We start from the raw sequence: 19,203 nt of genomic DNA, 5'->3' as shown, positions 1-19,203 counted from the left end.
GCCGAAACTGTAAATCCAACTTCAAAAGTTGAAAATGCAGTAAGTCCAACAGAAACTCAAACTCCGACAAAACAAGAAGCTCCTGTTGCTCCAAAACAGGAAACCAGTAACGAACCAAAAATTTCGGCTTTTTCATTATCAAGTATTCGCAAGAAAAAAGAATTGGAAGCAGCCAGCATGACTTACGTAAAACCAACTTCTGTAATGCCTACGGAAGAATTTACTCAGACTGAAATGTTGGTTCAATGGAATAAGTATGCGCAGCGTTTGGGGGATAAAGGACATAAAATTATGGAATCGTTATTATTAATTAACGATCCAACTTTAAACGGAACTGTCATTACTTTTGAATTACCAAACGAAGGTTCTAAATTAGATTTCGAATCACAAATTCATGGTCTTTTAGGACACTTAAAAGGGCATTTACACAATCATGATATTACTATTGAAGTTAATGTAAATGAAACTATCGAGATTAAACGTAGTTTGAATGATCAGGATCGATACAATCGTTTGATGGAAATCAACCCAAATCTTGATCTTTTACGTTCTACATTTGGATTGGATTTGACTTCTTAAGATATTTTTTTTCACGAATATTTTTTTGCCACGAATTTCACGAATTTGTTTTGCATACTAAACATTAAGAATTAGTGGAAATTCGTGGAATTCGTGGCAAACTTTTTTACTTATTTTTCAGTCCGAAATCGTAGACTTTCTGTAACCACTTTTCTTTTTGAAAATCATCAGAAGTTTTTATGATCCCAATGTAACTCACTTTTACGGGTTTTACGCCACAGAATTCTAAAACAGTCTTCTTTAATTGATTTACACTTGGATTTCCATAAACCAATTTATAATACCAACTTGGCTGATCTAATGTTGTAATAATATGAGCTGTTTTTCCTTTGAGCAATTTATCCCACCAAACAGAATTTTCCCGGTGCTCAAACGCCATTCCTGGTAAAAACAATCGATCAATAAATCCTTTTGTTATTGCCGGAAGTCCGCCCCACCAAATGGGATGAATCCAAACCAAATGATCTGCTTTTTTAATTTTCTGCCAGGATTCTATTAAATCAGGCTCCAATTCTGTTCGCTTTTGATAACCAAATTGTAGATTTGGATTAAATTTTAAATTGGCAATTGTAATTGTATCTACTTCTGATCCGGAAGCAATTGCGCCTTTTAAGTAAGATTCGGCTATTCCAAAATTAAAACTTGATGGATTTGGATGACCATTAATGATCAGTATTTTTTTCATGTGTTTCTTTTTAACAAAAATAATGTTCCAATGAAAATCATTACTAGACAAATGTCCTATAAAACCGCTTTTCGAATTCGGCTTAAATGCCTTGGTGTAACACCTAAATAAGATGCTAAATGTTGAAGCGGAATCAACTGAAGATATTTTTGATGATTCTGATAAAGTTCTTCATAACGTTGTGTTCCAGATAATTTCTGAAAAGAAATCATTCGTTTCTGAAGTGTTACATATTCCATTTCAGTGAGTTTACGCCCAATTTCCTGCCAATGAATTCCTGAGTTATAAAGCTTTTCTAAACTTTCACGACTTAAAACCTGCAATTCTGTTTCGGCTAAAGCCTGAATATTTTCTTCGGCGACATTTTGAGTTATAAAACTGGAAAAGGAAGCCATAAATTCATTTTCGAAAGCAAAACAATTCGTGATTTCGTCTCCTTGATGATTGAAAAAATAAGACCTTAAAATTCCTTTTTTAATAAAATAGATTTCGTTGCAAATCTGATTTTCTTTCAATAAAAGTTCTCCTTTTTTAAGGGTACGAAAAGTAATTAAATCTTCTAACTGCTCTAATTCTTTCTGAGGCAAAATCTGAATCGATTGAAAAACGGTTTTCATTTTAAATAATTCAGAATAAATTAATCTTTTGATGCAAAAACTCTTTCGATTCTTTTATCCGGCACAAGCCATATTAAAGCCACAACAACATAACAACCACCAGAAATCCATTCATTATAAAATGAAGAAACGATTCCAACAATATTAAGACCTGTTGAGATTTTACCTTTTAAATCTTCACCAATAGCTTTTCTTAAAAGCGAGTCTTTCCCTTCTGCTTCCAAAACCATTTTCTGAAGAACAATATAAGCCACTGCGCATCCCAATAAAATAATTCCATAAAGTGCTAAAGGTGCTTTTTCAAAATTATGTTCACCCATCCAACCAGTTGCAACAGGAATTAAGGAAAGCCAAAAAAGTAAATGTAGATTTGCCCAAAGAATTTTTCCGTTGATTTTGGTAAGACCATGAAGTAAATAATGGTGATTGTTCCAGTAAATTCCAACGTAAATAAAACTTAAAACATAACTTAGAAACTTAGGAATTAGCGGTTTTAGATCTGCAAACTCAACTCCGTGAGGCACTTTTATTTCTAAAATCATTATGGTGATTATAATAGCCAAAACACCATCACTAAAAGCTTCAAGTCTAGTTTTATTCATATAGTTAGAGTAAAGTTTGCAACGAATTTCACGAATTTGCACTAATTTTTTTTCAATAAAAGCTTAAAAAAATTAATTCGTGAAAATTCGTGAAATTCGTGGCTAAAAAATATTTATATATTATATTTTACCGTAATACATTGCTTTTACGATTCCGTCAGAGAGACCTATTTTAGGAACAAATATTTGACGTGCACCACTCCATTTCATTGCATTTAGATAAATTCTGGTTGCGTGAATAATTACGTCGGCACGATCTGAATTCAAACCTAATTCGGCAATTCTTTGTTCATAAGTCAACGAATTCAGGAATGCATATTGTGAATTGATATAAATGTATGAAAGCGGTTTTTCTTGTTGTTTTCCGGACATTTTAAACAATTTATTAATGTTTCCACCGGAACCAATCAAGGTTACTTCTTCATAATCTGCTGTATTGACTTTAATCCATTTTTCGATTTCATCCCAAACAGAATCGTGAACCATATTATTTAATAAACGAACTGTTCCGGCTTTGAAAGATCTTGAGTTGATCATTTTTCCATCAGAGAACAATGTAAACTCTGTACTTCCGCCACCAACATCTACAAACAGATAAGTTTCGTCTGATTTTAATAAATGATGTAAATCTGTTGAAGCGATAATTGCCGCTTCTTTTTTACCATCGATAATTTCGATTTTAATGTCGGCTTTTTTCTTAATCAAAGCAACAACTTCTTTTGCATTATATGCTTCGCGCATTGCCGAAGTTGCAAACGCCATATAACGCTCTACTTTATGTACTTTCATCAAAAGGTTAAATGCTTTCATAGCATCAACCATTCGATCTATATTTTCTTCTGAAATTTCTCCTACTGTAAAGGCATCTTGTCCCAAACGAATTGGCACACGAACAAGCGAACTTTTATTAAATTGTGGTTCTTTGCCATCTTGCTCTACAACATTCGATATTAGTAACCTCATGGCATTTGAACCAATATCTATTGCTGCATATTTCCTTATATTAATCATGCTCACTTTATGATTTGAAATTTTAATTATTTAATTTGTACGCTGTACTTCCTCTGCGATTACATCAATTTTATTCTGATAATACTTGTAGGTTTCAAGCTGTGCTCTAAATGGGGCATGATGATTACGTGGCTTGTATTTATTATCTAATTTATAGGAATGATATCTCACTTTTACATTCCCTTTCCATGCTATATTGAAATTATCAATTAATTCTTTTTTAATTTCAAGGTCATAAATCGGGCATGTTACCTCAACTCTACCGTCTAAATTTCTGGTCATGAAATCGGCTGACGAAATGTAAACTTCTGTCAAACCGGCATTTCCAAAAATGTAAACTCTTGAATGTTCCAGATAGTTATCTACGATACTTATGGCTTCAATGTTTTCGCTCATTCCCGGAATTCCAGGAATTAAAGAACAAATTCCTCTTACCTGAAGCTGGATTTTTACTCCGGCGTTACTCGCTTCATATAATTTATCGATCATTTTAAAATCTGATAAACTATTCATTTTTAATTTAATATGTGTTTTTCTACCAGCTAATGCGTGCAGAATTTCACGATCTATTAATTTAATAAATTTTGTTCTTGTATAATGTGGCGATACTATTAAATGTTTGTATCTGTGCACTCTATAGTTGATATCGAAAAATTCGAATATTTTAGAAATGTCTTTCAAAATTCCCTGATGACAGGTAAGAACCGTAACATCTGTATATATCTTCGCTGTTGATTCGTTAAAGTTTCCTGTCGAAATAAATCCGTAACGACGAGTTTTTCCTTCTTCAACGCGTTCTATTACACATATTTTACTGTGTACTTTTAATCCTTTTATTCCAAAGATAAGATCGATTCCTTCGGTTTGCATTTGCTCTGCGTAGGAGATATTTGTAGCTTCATCAAAACGCGCCTGAAGTTCGATTTGTACGGTTACTTTTTTACCATTTTTAGCAGCATTAATCAAAGAACTGATGATTTGCGAATTCTTTGCCAAACGATACAATGTAATTTTTATACTTGTAACTTTTGGATCTAAAGCGGCTTCACGCAAAAACTTTGTCAAATATGAAAATGACTGATATGGAGCGTGTAATAAATAATCTTTTTTACTGATTTTCTCTAAAATACTTCCGCCCAAACTTAACCCCGGAATTGGCAGTGGTTCATTTGGTTTATAAAGTAAATCGTATCTTCCTAAATTTGGAAAACTCATATAATCACGGCGATTGTGATATCTTCCGCCGGGAATTATACTATCTGTTTCTACAATTTTCATTTTATCTAAGAAAAAATGTAGCGTATCTTCTTCTATTAAATTGTCGTAAATAAAACGAACAGGTTCTCCTATTCTTCTATCTTTTACGGATGTTGCAATTTTCTCCAACATACTCTTACTCAAATCACTATCAATATCTAATTGTGCATCTCTCGTGATTTTGATCATGTGTGCGGAAACACTTTTATAATCGAAAATATTGAAAATATTACCCAAATTATAACGTATTACATCGTCTATAAGGATAACATATTGTTTTTCATCGTTTGATGGCAGGACAACAAACCTGTTTATTGTTTTAGGAATTTCGATAACGGCGTATCGAATTTCATCATTTAAATTCATTTCCAGACGAACTGCCAGATAACCTAATGTATCTTTAAGAACCGGAAATTCGGCTAAATCATTCAGGATAATAGTTACTAATTCGGGACTTAATTTTTGAACAAAAAAGTCTTTTAGGTAAGCTTCCTGATATTTTGTAATCTGATCTTCGTTTATAACAAAGATATTTTCAGCTTCAAGCTCAGCTTCAATATTACTAAGAATACGTAAACTTTCTGATTGTTGCTGAATTACAATTTCGGTAATATCCTTAATTAATTGGTGGGCAGAAACTCCGCCTAAATATTTTTCGCCAGAAATTCCGGAGAGACTCAACCGTCGAATTGCAGCATAACGAACTCTAAAAAATTCATCTAAATTATTGGAAAAAATTCCAACAAAACGCAACCTGTCTAAAAGTGGAACTGTATTATCCGCAGCTTCCTGAAGAACTCTTGCATTAAACGCTAACCAACTTTTTTCTCTATCGATATATTTCTGTTCGTACACTGGTATTTATTTTAAATCTTTGGGGAAAATTGTTTTATGAGTTTTGCCTTTATTAATAGTGTCCCAACTTTCTGAATCAAATCGTAATGATACGAAACCTGACGTAGGAACATTTTCGATAAAAACATCTCCAAATTTATTAACAAAATTTGTAATAGCCTCGTTATGTCCAAAAAGAATAACGCTATCAAAACTATTATCACATGATTTGATAACTTTCTCGAGTTGTCTCTCATCAAAGGTATAAAGGTCGTCTTTATAAACGATACTTTCAATAGGGTATGAAATATTTTGAGCAAAAATAAGAGCTGTTTCCGTGGCACGAGCGGCAGTACTACTCCATATAATATAGGTCTTTGGCAGAAATTTCGAAATAATTGCTGATACATCATGAGCATCTAAAATACCTTTTTTCATTAAAGGTCTGTCAAAATCTTTTAAAGGAGCTTCCCAGCTGGATTTTGCATGCCGTATTAAAATTAAATTTTTCATAAGCCGAAGGTTTAGAGATCTCCATTAAAGAGGTAAATCTTTATTCAAGTTCTAATTTACAAAAGAAATTCTAATACTCCTTCTTTTTTTATTTCTGTTAACATTATATATAAATTTTAACAAGAATATGAAATTCTCAAAATTTTAACAATCCAATTTTTCTACTTACAAATTTTAACAAAAAGTGTACTTCATCTGTTAAAACAAACACTTCGTCGATATTATGCATATTACCAAAAAATTAACTAAATAATTGATTATTAGCATTTTAAAGCATTACAAAAAACCTCTTTTTCATGAAAAATTGAAAAAAAGTCACTAATTTTTTTTCAAAAAAAAGACACAAAAATTACTTTTTGGAGGTATAATTTAACAAAAAAAGAACATTTCAACGAGTTTTTAGGTTAGTTACAGACAAAAAAAATCAAAATTAAATAGACTATATAACTTTGATTCTGTTAATTTTTCGCAAATACAACAAAACTAAATCTTAAGTTATGAGAACTAAATCTACTCTTGAAAAGGCAGTAAAATTTGTAACCAATTGTAAGTTTATTTTTTCGTTTAAAAAAAATATCTTTCAAAAAAACATTTTTTCTATACTGTTTTGTTTACTAACAACTCTTTCGTTTGCCCAATCTGGTTCGTGTAACGCAACTCTGGGTGTCGAGAAAGACCGAAACTACAGCAACGCTGGTACTGATGGCGCTTATTTTACGCTGGTTATTACCAATGAAGGAAATTCGACTGATGTTTATAACCTGAGTGCGCTGAATATAAATGGTAATTGTGCGAACAATGATCAAACAAGTACTTCTCAAAATGTTAACTTAATTGGCAGTTTTCTGGACAATAGTGCTGTACCGATTACTTCTATCACTGTTTCATCTCATCAAACAGCTACTTTCTCACTTCATTTATCGGTCCCTCAAGGAACTGCATACAACAAATGGAATTGTACCCAAATAAATGCGACATCTACAAATTGTAGTAATTACACAGCGAGCACTATTGTTCATACAATCGTAAACAATCCTTCTGAAAATTAAATAGTTCGTTTCGAAATATTTAGTTGTTTTTCAATTTAAATTCATATAAAATGAAAAAAACATTACACTTTATCCATTTTATGAAACAAGTCAACAAAGCATTCTATTTGTTACTTTTTTTAATTTCTTCTACGATAGGTTTTGCACAAACAATTACACCAACAAAAACTGTTACTGTAGCACCGGGAGTTTGTGGAGCATTAGATGTGGAATTAAAAATTCAAGGCTCAAATCCTGTTGCCAGACCTTTAGAAGTTGTTTTAGTTATTGACGTATCCGGAAGTATGGGCGACGGAAACAATCCGAAGCCGTTATCCTATGCTCAGGATGCTGCTAATGATTTTATTGACAAAATGTTTCTTGCTGCGAATAACCCAACGGGGAATAATAAAGTCGCAATCGTAACTTTTAGTAATAATGGTTTAATAAGACAAGGTCTGACCGATTCTAGTGGTAAAGCCGGACTAAAAACCATCATTAACGGACTTGTTGCAAATGGTGGTACCAATATCGAAGATGGTATTCTTAAAGCCAATCAGGTTCTGGCAACTGCAACTTACAATTGTTCGACTGCTAGAAGTATGGTTTTATTGACCGATGGTGTTGCTAATGCATCTGCATCTCATGGCACTAACTGCTCTGGTGGTCAACAAGGTACTTGTATTCAGGATGCTATTGCTGCTGCTAATGCAGGAAAAACTGTTGTTGTGGGAGGAGTTACGTATAATAATCAAATTTTTACTGTTGGATTATTTGGTGCTATTAACGGAACCGAACAAACTGATGCACAATATACTTTGAATCAAATCCAATCAGGAGGTTCTTTCTTTACTGAAAATGCTGCTGATTTAACTGGAATTTATTCTCAAATTTTCACTCAATTATCCTGGGTTGCAAAACAAATAGTGGGAACTCCTTTTGAAAAAGAAACTGTTGATCCAAATTTTGTAATTGGAACTGTGACTTCTACTAAGGGAACTACGACTGTTACCGGACAACAAATTGCCTGGAATATTGACTTTTTGAATGTTGAAACTATTACGTTAAAATATCGATTAACTCCAAAACCAAACACATGCGGTAATCAAATGGTTAGCACATCGAGGTTAGATTTCCAAAATGCGCTTTGTGTCACAACATTCCAAAATATTACCTCTCCAACTACAAATGTTCCTTGCCCAATTGTAACGGTGGCGAATCAAACAAATGTTACTTGTTTTGGAGGTAATAATGGAGCTATTACGCTTAATACGCCAACTGGTGGTCAAGGTCCATATACTTATAAATGGACTAAAAACGATGTGAATTTCGCAACTACAAAAGATATATCTGGTCTAACCGTTGGAACTTACAAAGTAATCGCAACTGACAATAATAACTGCGCAACGGCTATATTAACGATTAATATAACACAACCTACAGCAGCTTTAGCTCTTGCCGCATCTTCTAAAACAGATGCTACTTGTAATGGTGCAAGTTCCGGAACTGTAACTGCGGGAGCAGTAACAAATGCGGTGGGAACTGTAACTTATTCCTGGAAAAATAGTTCGAATGTGGTTGTTGGAACTACAGCTTCTGTAACCGGACTTCCTACCGGAACTTATACGTTGACCGTAACAGATTCTTGTTCTAGTCAATCAAATTCGGTAATTGTTGGACAACCAGCTTCACCTCTTGCATTAGCGGCTTCTTCTAAAACTGATGCTTCTTGTAATGGGGCAAGTACCGGAAGTGTAACTGCGGGACTTGTAACAAATGCCGTAGGAACTGTAACTTATTCCTGGAAAAACAGCTTGAATGTGGTGGTTGGAACCACAGCTTCTGTAACCGGACTTCCTGCCGGAACATATACATTAACGGTAACTGATTCTTGTTCGAACAAATCTAATTCGGTAACTATTGGACAACCGGCTTCCCCTCTTACATTAGGAGCTTCATCTAAAACAGATGCTTCTTGTTATAATGCAAGTTCTGGAAGTGTAACTGCGGGACTTGTAACAAACTCCATAGGAACTGTAACTTATTCCTGGAAAAATAGTTCGAATGTGGTTGTTGGAACTACAGCTTCTGTAACCGGACTTCCTACCGGAACATATACTTTGACTGTAACAGATTCTTGTTCTAGTCAATCAAATTCGGTAATTATTGGGCAACCTGCTTCACCTCTTGCATTAGGAGCTTCTTCTAAAACTGATGCTTCTTGTTATAATGCAAGTTCTGGAAGTGTAACTGCAGGACTTGTAACAAATGCTGTGGGAACTGTAACTTATTCCTGGAAAAACAGTTCGAATGTGGTTGTTGGAACTACAGCTTCTGTAACCGGACTTCCTACTGGAACTTATACATTGACTGTAACAGATTCTTGTTCTAGTCAATCTAATTCAGTAATTGTTGGACAACCGGCTTCACCTCTTGCATTAGGAGCTTCTTCTAAAACTGATGCTTCTTGTTATAATGCAAGTTCTGGAAGTGTAACTGCGGGACTTGTAACAAATGCTGTGGGAACTGTAACTTATTCCTGGAAAAACAGTGCAAATACAGTAGTTGGAACAACAGCTTCTGTAACCGGACTTCCAACCGGAACTTATACTTTGACTGTAACTGATTCTTGTTCTAGTCAATCTAATTCAGTAATTGTTGGGCAACCTGCTTCTCCTCTTGCATTAGGAGCTTCTTCTAAAACTGATGCTTCATGTTATAATGCAAATTCTGGAAGTGTAACTGCGGGACTTGTAACAAATGCTGTGGGAACTGTAACTTATTCCTGGAAAAACAGTTCGAATGTGGTTGTTGGAACTACAGCTTCTGTAACCGGACTTCCTACCGGAACATATACATTGACTGTAACAGATTCTTGTTCTAGTCAATCAAATTCAGTAATTGTTGGACAACCTGCTTCTCCTCTTGCATTAGGAACTTCATCTAAAACTGATGCTTCTTGTTATAATGCAAGTTCTGGAAGTGTAACTGCAGGATTGGTAACAAATGCTGTGGGAACTGTAACTTACTCTTGGAAAAATAGTTCTAACGTCGTTGTTGGAACTACAGCTTCTGTAACTGGACTTCCTACAGGAACTTATACTTTGACTGTAACAGATTCTTGTTCTAGTCAATCTAATTCGGTTACTGTTGGACAACCGGCTTTACCTCTTGCATTAGGAGCTTCATCTAAAACTGATGCTTCTTGTTATAACGCAAGTTCTGGGTCAGTAACTGCGGGACTTGTAACAAATGCTGTGGGAACTGTAACTTATTCCTGGAAAAATAGTTCAAATACAGTAGTTGGAACAACAGCTTCTGTAACCGGACTTCCTACCGGAACATATACTTTGACTGTAACGGATTCTTGTTCTAGTCAATCTAATTCGGTTACTGTTGGACAACCGGCTTTACCTTTAGCATTAGCTGCTTCTTCTAAAACTGATGCTTCTTGTTATAATGCAAGTTCTGGATCAGTAACTGCGGGAATAGTAACAAATGCTGTAGGAACTGTAACTTACTCTTGGGTAAACAGCGCAAACATAATAGTTGGAACAACAGCTTCTGTAACCGGACTTCCAACCGGAACATATACTTTGACTGTAACAGATTCTTGTTCTAGTCAATCTAATTCAGTAATTGTTGGACAACCAGCTTTACCTTTAGCATTAGGAGCTTCTTCTGAAACTGACGCTTCTTGTTATGGCGACAGTACTGGATCAGTAACTGCTGGAACAGTAACAAATGCCGTAGGAACTATATCTTACTCTTGGGTAAACAGCTCGAATGTGGTTGTAGGAACTACAGCTTCTGTAAATGGACTTCCTACCGGAACTTATACATTGACTGTAACAGATTCTTGTTCTAGTCAATCAAATTCGGTAATTGTTGGACAACCTTCTGCTCCTTTATCTTGTTCAATTACACAAAACAAAGCAGTAACTTCAAATGGATTGAGTGATGGTGAAGCAACAGTTTCTCCGCTTGGCGGAAATGGTAATTATACCTACTTATGGGATAATACTGAAACAACACAAAAAGCTATTGCTTTAAATGCCGGATTACATTCTGTAACTGTTACAGATTCTAAAGGCTGTACAACAACTTGTACTATCACTATTTCTCAACCTAATGTTTTGTCTTGTAGTGTCGTTCAAGATGCTCCTGCTAAATGTTATGGAGATAATAATGGTATCGCAACCGTTACAGCTATTGGAGGAAACGGAGAATATACTTATCTATGGGATAACAGCGAAACAACTGTTCAGGCAACAGCTTTAACTGCTGGTTTACATACTGTAACTATCACCGATAAATTAGGATACAAAACAACTTGTGATGTTACTATCGGACAACCACAAGCAGCCTTAACAGCCGCTATAAATACTAAAACTGATGTAAACTGTAAAGGTGACGCAACCGGATCTGCAACAGCTTCGGCTACTGGAGGAAACGGAACTTATTCTTATTCTTGGAATACGAATCCAATTCAAACTTCGGCTACAGCCAATAACTTAATCGCAGGAACTTATATCGTAACAGTAACTGACGAAAAAGGTTGTACTGACACAGAGCAAATAACAATTACTGAACCTGAACTTGCACTTACAGCGGCAATCAAAACTGATACTAATGTAAATTGTAAAGGTGACGCAACTGGATCTGCAACAGCTTCTGCAACTGGAGGAACCGGAACTTATTCTTATTCTTGGAATACGAATCCAATTCAAACTTCGGCTACAGCCAATAACTTAATTGCAGGAACTTATATTGTAACGGTAACTGACGAAAAAGGTTGTACAGATACTGAACAAATAACAATTACGGAACCTGAACTTGCACTTACAGCAGCGATAAAAACTGATACTAATGTAAATTGTAAAGGCGATGCAACTGGTTCTGCAACAGCTTCTGCAACTGGAGGAACCGGAACTTATTCTTATTCTTGGAATACTTCTCCAGTTCAAACTTCGGCTACAGCCAATAACTTAATCGCGGGAACTTATATCGTAACCGTAACTGACGAAAAAGGTTGTACCGATACTGAACAAATAACAATCACAGAACCTGAACTTGCACTTACAGCAGCGATCAAAACTGATACTAATGTAAATTGTAAAGGTGACGCAACTGGATCTGCAACAGCATCTGCAACTGGAGGAACCGGAACTTATTCTTATTCTTGGAATACAAATCCAATCCAAACTTCGGCTACAGCCAATAACTTAATCGCAGGAACTTACATTGTAACGGTAACTGACGAAAAAGGTTGTACTGATACAGAACAAATAACAATTACGGAACCTGAACTTGCATTAACAGCAGCAATAAAAACTGATACTAACGTAAATTGTAAAGGTGACGCAACTGGATCTGCAACAGCATCTGCAACTGGTGGAACAGGAACTTATTCTTATTCTTGGAATACTTCTCCAATTCAAACTTCAGCTACAGCTACAAACTTAATTGCAGGAACTTACATCGTAACTGTGACTGACGAAAAAGGTTGTACCGATACAGAGCAAATAACAATTACTGAACCTGAACTTGCATTAACAGCAGCTATAAAAACTGATACTAATGTAAATTGTAAAGGTGACGCAACTGGTTCTGCAACAGCTTCTGCAACTGGTGGAACAGGAACTTATTCTTATTCTTGGAATACGAATCCGATTCAAACTTCGGCTACAGCCAATAACTTAATTGCAGGAACTTATATTGTAACGGTAACTGACGAAAAAGGTTGTACAGATACTGAACAAATAACAATTACGGAACCTGAACTTGCACTTACAGCAGCGATAAAAACTGATACTAATGTAAATTGTAAAGGCGATGCAACTGGTTCTGCAACAGCTTCTGCAACTGGAGGAACCGGAACTTATTCTTATTCTTGGAATACTTCTCCAGTTCAAACTTCGGCTACAGCCAATAACTTAATCGCTGGAACTTATATCGTAACCGTAACTGACGAAAAAGGTTGTACCGATACTGAACAAATAACAATCACAGAACCTGAACTTGCACTTACAGCAGCGATCAAAACTGATACTAATGTAAATTGTAAAGGTGACGCAACTGGATCTGCAACAGCATCTGCAACTGGAGGAACCGGAACTTATTCTTATTCTTGGAATACAAATCCAATCCAAACTTCGGCTACAGCCAATAACTTAATCGCAGGAACTTATATCGTAACCGTAACTGACGAAAAAGGTTGTACTGATACGGAACAAATAACAATTACTGAACCTGAACTTGCACTTACAGCAGCAATCAAAACTGATACTAATGTAAATTGTAAAGGTGACGCAACTGGATCTGCAACAGCGTCTGCAACCGGAGGAACCGGAACTTATTCTTATTCTTGGAATACGAATCCGGTGCAAACTTCGGCTACAGCTACAAACTTAATCGCGGGAACTTATATTGTAACGGTAACTGACGAAAAAGGTTGTACGGATACGGAACAAATCACAATTACTGAACCTGAACTTGCACTTACAGCAGCGATCAAAACTGATACTAATGTAAACTGTAAAGGCGACGCAACTGGTTCTGCAACAGCTTCTGCAACCGGAGGAACCGGAACTTATTCTTATTCTTGGAATACTTCGCCAATTCAAACTTCGGCTACAGCGACTAACTTAATTGCAGGAACTTACATTGTAACCGTAACTGATGAAAAAGGTTGTACAGATACTGAACAAATCACAATTACTGAACCTGAACTTGCATTAACAGCTTCAAAATCTCAAGTAAACGCAAGTTGTGGTGGAGCTGAAAGTGGATCTGCAACTGTGGTAGCTTCTGGAGGAACTGGTCCTTACACTTACTCTTGGAATACAAATCCGGTGCAAACTTCGGCTACAGCTACAAATCTTCTAGCAGGAAATTATAGTGTAATAATTACTGATTCTAAAGGTTGTACACATACTGTAACATTTGAGATTCTTGATGGAGATTCAGTTAAACCAATAATTGATCCGCTACCGGAAACCTCAACTATTAACTGTCCTGCCGAACCTGTATTTGCTCAGGCAACTGCAACAGACGACAATGGTACAATTGCTTCATTAACTTATGAAGATACTGTAACTCCTGGTAATTGTGCGGGTTCTTACACAAAAACAAGAACCTGGACCGCTAAAGATGCTTGTGGAAATGTTTCTCTTCCTGTAAGTCAAACAATTATTGTACAAGATATTACAGCGCCAACTTGGTCTACTGAAGTTGCTTCGTTAAACAAAACTATCGAATGTAGTAATGCTGAAGCTTTATCATCAGCACAAGCTTTATTCCCAACTGCAACAGACGCTTGTGATACCGATGTTTCAAATATCGTAAAAGTATCTGGTCAGTTTGTAGCTAATGAAGGATGTGCAAACTCAGGAACTTATACTAATACCTGGACTGTAAAAGACGATTGTGGAAATACTTCTGAAACTTTCACACAAGTAATTACGATTCAAGATACTACAGCGCCAACTTGGTCTACTGAAGTTGCTTCATTAAATAAAACTATCGAATGTAGTAATGCTGAAGCTTTATCTTCTGCGCAAGCTTTATTCCCAACTGCGACTGACGCTTGTGATACTGATGTTTCAAATATCGTAAAAGTATCTGGTCAGTTTGTAGCTAACGAAGGTTGTGCAAACTCAGGAACTTACACCAATACCTGGACTGTAAAAGACGATTGTGGAAATACTTCTGATACTTTCACGCAAGTAATCACAATTCAAGATACTACAGCGCCAACTTGGTCTACTGAAGTTGCTTCATTAAATAAAACTATCGAATGTAGTAATGCTGAAGCTTTATCTTCTGCGCAAGCTTTATTCCCAACTGCGACTGACGCTTGTGATACTGATGTTTCGAATATCGTAAAAGTATCTGGTCAGTTTGTAGGTAACGAAGGTTGTGCAAACTCAGGAACTTATACTAACACTTGGACTGTAAAAGACGATTGTGGAAATACTTCTGAAACTTTCACGCAAGTAATCACAATTCAAGATACTACAGCTCCAACTTGGTCTACTGAAGTTGCTTCGTTAAATAAAACTATCGAATGTAGTAATGCTGAAGCTTTATCTTCTGCGCAAGCTTTATTCCCAACTGCGACTGATGCTTGTGATACTGATGTTTCGAATATCGTAAAAGTAAGCGGTCAGTTTGTAGCTAACGAAGGTTGTGCAAACTCAGGAACTTATACTAATACTTGGACTGTAAAAGACGATTGTGGAAATACTTCTGATACTTTCACGCAAGTAATCACAATTCAAGATACTACAGCGCCAACTTGGTCTACTGAAGTTGCTTCTTTAAACAAAACTATCGAATGTAGTAATGCTGAAGCTTTATCTTCTGCGCAAGCTTTATTCCCAACTGCGACAGACACTTGTGATACCGATGTTTCGAATATCGTAAAAGTATCTGGTCAGTTTGTAGCTTCTGAAACTTGTTCAAATGCTGGAACTTACACCAATACCTGGACTGTAAAAGACGATTGTGGAAATACTTCTGATACTTTCACGCAAGTAATTACAATTCAAGATACTACAGCGCCAATATTTGCGGGAGAACTTCCGGGTGATATTACAGTTTCCTGTGATGCTGTACCTGCTGCGGCAAACGTTGAAGCTTCTGATAATTGTAATGGTAATTTACCAATCGTTTTCAGCGAAGTTAAAAGTGGTATTCAAAACGAATGTCCTACTAATTATACTTTGACTCGCAAATGGACCACTAGCGATTGTGGCGGAAACACTGCTTCTTACACTCAAATTATAACAGTAAGAGACACAACTCCACCTACAGGAACTGCTCCTTCAAATGTTGCGAACTTACAAAGTATTGCAGATATCCCTATTGGAAGTCCTTCAGATATAACAGATGCGGCTGATAATTGCAGTCCTACCGTAAACATTACTGTTAGCGATTCTCATAATGAAGCTAGCGGCTGCGACGGAAACGCTTATATCTTAACAAGAACTTATACTTTGACTGATTGTGCGGGTAATAAAACAGAACTTGTTCGAACTTTCACAGTTGACAACAAAGTTTCTGTAAGCGCAATCGCAACAAATGTTTCTTGTCTTGGCGCAAATGACGGTTCAATAGCAGTTACTAATAGTCCTGGTTCAACCGTAATTATTAGAAACGCGAATAACGAAGTTGTTGGTAACACCAATTTAGCACCAGGAACTTATACAGTAACTGCATCATCTGCAGTAAATGCTGAGAACCAAACTTGTACTGCTACGACTTCAGTTGTGATAACTGAGCCTAATTATAAAATTAAAATATCCGGGCAAATTATCAATATAGATACCAATACTCCACTTGCAAATGTACCGGTTACATTGATTCCGCAAGGCACTACAACAGGTCCAATCCTATTGCGTATCACCGGAGCAGATGGTCGTTATACCTTTACAGGAATGCCTGCCGGAAGTTATTTAGTTCAGGTTCAGGATGCTAATTTAAACAGTGCACAACAATTGTATCCTGTAGATTCAAGCTTGTTCTTTACTACTCTTGAAGATTGTAAATTCCAGGAACATAATTTTGAATATGGAAAATCAAACCTTCCGGTTCTAGGAGATTATGTTTGGTATGATACTAATGGAAATGGCGTTCAGGACGAATGGTACGATGCGAATAATGATGGTGTTGTGACTAAAAACATTCCAGATGCAGACGGTGCGATAGACTTTAGTCTATGGGAATGGATCGATTTTAACGGAGACGGAAGTTATGCAGGTCCTCAAAATGTCGGAGAATTAAATGCCGGTGGTTTTGGAAACGCAGCAAGTCCAAACGTTATTGTTGATGGTCCTAACGGATATCATAAAGAAGTAATCGTAGGTATTGAAGGATTCTGGAGAGACAGACCCGGAACTCCAAACCCTTACGGAGATTATAATATAAAATTGGTTAGAGATGCAAACTTAGACGCTGTTGCAGCTGCTTTGGGAGCTACAGGTTTAGTAAAAGTTATTCCATCAGGTGGAACAAACAAAAACAAAACTTCTAAACCAGCCAAAATAGCAATGCATACCGTTTGTCAAACTACAAGTACTGCCGCATATATTGTTACCGTAACCGCCCAAGATTTAGTTCACTTAGATGCTGACTTTGGTGTAAACTGTAAAGAATTACGTGATATCGTAGCTAATGATGATAGCGCAGGACCATTCCCAGGAGTAAATCATACTCAGCCGAATGTTCTGAATGTATTGCCAAATGATACTATCGAAGGCGTAGTTGTAACCCCTTCTGATGTTATTATAACTACAGTAACACCAAATCAATTTTTACAATTGAATCCTGACGGTTCTGTAGATATTCTGCCAAATGCTCCAGCAGGAACTTTGACAATGGTGTACCAAATTTGTGAAGTTGATCAAACTTCAAACTGCGATACTGCAACAGTTACAATAACTATTGAAGCGCCAACGATGACAGTTACAGCAACAGCAATTTGTGTAAACGACGTTCCTTACCTTGATTATGTAGTCACTCCAGGAAACTTTACTCCGGTAAATGGTGTAACAATTGCCTGGGCAGATCCTGCAAATAATGTAGTAACTACAATGACTGACTTACCACTAAGCGGACGTGTATTATGGCCTGGTGCTGTGGTTGATCAAGCCGGACATGGTATTGACTGGCCAGGATGGGTATTCCAAAACAATAAATGGATACAAGCTCCAGACGGATTTGAAGGTCTTCGTCCAAAAGCTAACGTGACATTGTCTGTTAATCCAAGCCAAACAATTACAGTAGATTATCCGCCAGCAGATCCTTTCTGTACTGCAAGACCAACCTTTGCAATTATTGCGAATGACGATAGTGCAGGTCCGATACCGGGAACAATAGGTGCTACAAATGTATTGAATGTATATACTAACGATACCTTAAACGGTGATCCGGTAAATCCTGCAGATGTTACACTTACAGTAGTAACACCAGATCCTACGGGAGCATTAACACTAAACCCTGATGGTTCTGTAGATGTAAAAGTGGGTACACTTGGAGGAACTTATACTCTAACATATCAAATTTGTGAAAATGCCGATAACGGAAATTGTGACACAGCAATCGTAACCGTTACCGTTGTTGATCCTGCGCCACCAACTCCGGTTGATGCTGTAGACGATACTTATACTGTGGGTTGTAATACTTTTGGATTAGTTGGAAACGTTTTGGCCAATGACTTAAAAGGAAATATTCCAGCGACATTAGAGTTGGTAAACTTTACCTTACTGGACCAAACAGGCAATGATCCAAATATCACTGTTGACGCTTCCGGAAATGTAACAGTAACAAGTTTAACCCCAGCTGGTACTTATACTTATTCTTATAGAATTTGTGATAAACTAAGCGCTGAGAATTGTGATACTGCTACAATTACAATCACAGTTTCTCCAAATGGTGTAACAAATATTTCCAGCAAAGCTTGTAATGACGATAGATCTCCTATTGACTTACTTGCCTTACTACCAGAAAACACACCACAAACCGGAACCTGGATTGATACTGATGGCAGCAATGCATTGCAAGGAAATGTACTTAACGCATTTGGACTAGCAATTGGCAATTATAAATTTGAATATAAAATAGCCGATGAAAATTGTCCAAGAAGTGTACTCCTTAATATGGAAGTAAATGCTGATTGTGTTGTATTAGCGTGCGAAAACATAGTAATACACAATGCTTTCTCTCCTAATGGAGATGGTAAAAATGATGTTTTCGTAATTGATAATATCGATGAGACAACATGTTATCCTGAAAACACTGTAGAAATCTATAATCGTTGGGGAATATTAGTATTTGAAACTAGTAATTACAATAACACAACCAACAATTTTGACGGAACCTCAAGAGGCAGAACGACTGTAAAACAATCAGACGGATTACCAACAGGAACTTATTTCTACATTGTTACCTACAAATCTCTTGACGGAAATAATGTAGTTCAAAATCATAAACTAGATGGATACTTATATCTGTCTAAATAGAACATAGCAGAAGAAATGCTCTATAACAGACATTCTATTATAGAGCATTATCCG

The 19,203-nt window shown here is 36.3% G+C and carries 9 protein-coding genes; 3 read left to right on the top strand and 6 right to left on the bottom strand.

The window, feature by feature from the left end:
* The first annotated feature begins 177 nt into the window (after positions 1–177).
* On the top strand, positions 178–579 hold the full coding sequence (locus C8C83_RS17900) for a hypothetical protein (protein WP_233566119.1): 402 nt from the start codon (positions 178–180) through the stop codon (positions 577–579).
* Positions 580–685: 106 nt separating this feature from the next.
* On the opposite strand, the gene C8C83_RS17895 is transcribed toward C8C83_RS17900, so the two are convergent.
* From C8C83_RS17895 to C8C83_RS17870, 6 genes are all read right to left on the bottom strand, one after another.
* Positions 686–1,264, bottom strand: coding sequence for an NAD(P)H-dependent oxidoreductase (locus C8C83_RS17895; RefSeq protein ID WP_121329749.1), 579 nt, complete (start codon positions 1,262–1,264; stop codon positions 686–688).
* A 56-nt stretch (positions 1,265–1,320) separates the two neighbouring features.
* A complete protein-coding gene (locus C8C83_RS17890) occupies positions 1,321–1,881 on the bottom strand; it encodes a Crp/Fnr family transcriptional regulator (protein WP_121329748.1) in 561 nt (186 codons plus the stop codon).
* A 20-nt stretch (positions 1,882–1,901) separates the two neighbouring features.
* Positions 1,902–2,483 (bottom strand): TMEM175 family protein, encoded by a 582-nt coding sequence (locus tag C8C83_RS17885; RefSeq protein ID WP_121329747.1) that lies wholly within the window; start codon positions 2,481–2,483, stop codon positions 1,902–1,904.
* Between the two features lie 120 nt (positions 2,484–2,603).
* Positions 2,604–3,494 (bottom strand): exopolyphosphatase, encoded by an 891-nt coding sequence (locus tag C8C83_RS17880; RefSeq protein ID WP_121329746.1) that lies wholly within the window; start codon positions 3,492–3,494, stop codon positions 2,604–2,606.
* A gap of 30 nt (positions 3,495–3,524) precedes the next feature.
* On the bottom strand, positions 3,525–5,606 hold the full coding sequence (gene ppk1, locus C8C83_RS17875; protein WP_165877246.1) for a polyphosphate kinase 1: 2,082 nt from the start codon (positions 5,604–5,606) through the stop codon (positions 3,525–3,527).
* Between the two features lie 6 nt (positions 5,607–5,612).
* Positions 5,613–6,098, bottom strand: coding sequence for a histidine phosphatase family protein (locus C8C83_RS17870; protein WP_121329744.1), 486 nt, complete (start codon positions 6,096–6,098; stop codon positions 5,613–5,615).
* A gap of 497 nt (positions 6,099–6,595) precedes the next feature.
* On the opposite strand from C8C83_RS17870, the gene C8C83_RS17865 reads away from it, so the two are divergent.
* Together C8C83_RS17865 and C8C83_RS17860 are read left to right on the top strand one after the other, a co-directional pair.
* Positions 6,596–7,147 (top strand): hypothetical protein, encoded by a 552-nt coding sequence (locus C8C83_RS17865; RefSeq protein ID WP_121329743.1) that lies wholly within the window; start codon positions 6,596–6,598, stop codon positions 7,145–7,147.
* A 50-nt stretch (positions 7,148–7,197) separates the two neighbouring features.
* On the top strand, positions 7,198–19,149 hold the full coding sequence (locus C8C83_RS17860) for a gliding motility-associated C-terminal domain-containing protein (RefSeq protein ID WP_132011830.1): 11,952 nt from the start codon (positions 7,198–7,200) through the stop codon (positions 19,147–19,149).
* Positions 19,150–19,203 lie beyond the last annotated feature (54 nt).

Source organism: Flavobacterium sp. 90 (assembly GCF_004339525.1).
In the GTDB taxonomy this organism is placed as follows: Bacteria; Bacteroidota; Bacteroidia; order Flavobacteriales; family Flavobacteriaceae; genus Flavobacterium.
This window is presented reverse-complemented; position numbering and strand designations above follow the sequence as displayed.

What these genes read in the sequence shown, in the direction of transcription:
- C8C83_RS17870 (WP_121329744.1), bottom strand. Translation starts at nt 6,098, where the DNA reads ATGAAAAATTTAATTTTAATACGGCATGCAAAATCCAGCTGGGAAGCT.
- C8C83_RS17860 (WP_132011830.1), top strand. Translation starts at nt 7,198, where the DNA reads ATGAAAAAAACATTACACTTTATCCATTTTATGAAACAAGTCAACAAA.
- C8C83_RS17895 (WP_121329749.1), bottom strand. Translation starts at nt 1,264, where the DNA reads ATGAAAAAAATACTGATCATTAATGGTCATCCAAATCCATCAAGTTTT.
- C8C83_RS17885 (WP_121329747.1), bottom strand. Translation starts at nt 2,483, where the DNA reads ATGAATAAAACTAGACTTGAAGCTTTTAGTGATGGTGTTTTGGCTATT.
- C8C83_RS17890 (WP_121329748.1), bottom strand. Translation starts at nt 1,881, where the DNA reads ATGAAAACCGTTTTTCAATCGATTCAGATTTTGCCTCAGAAAGAATTA.
- C8C83_RS17900 (WP_233566119.1), top strand. Translation starts at nt 178, where the DNA reads ATGACTTACGTAAAACCAACTTCTGTAATGCCTACGGAAGAATTTACT.
- C8C83_RS17865 (WP_121329743.1), top strand. Translation starts at nt 6,596, where the DNA reads ATGAGAACTAAATCTACTCTTGAAAAGGCAGTAAAATTTGTAACCAAT.
- C8C83_RS17880 (WP_121329746.1), bottom strand. Translation starts at nt 3,494, where the DNA reads ATGATTAATATAAGGAAATATGCAGCAATAGATATTGGTTCAAATGCC.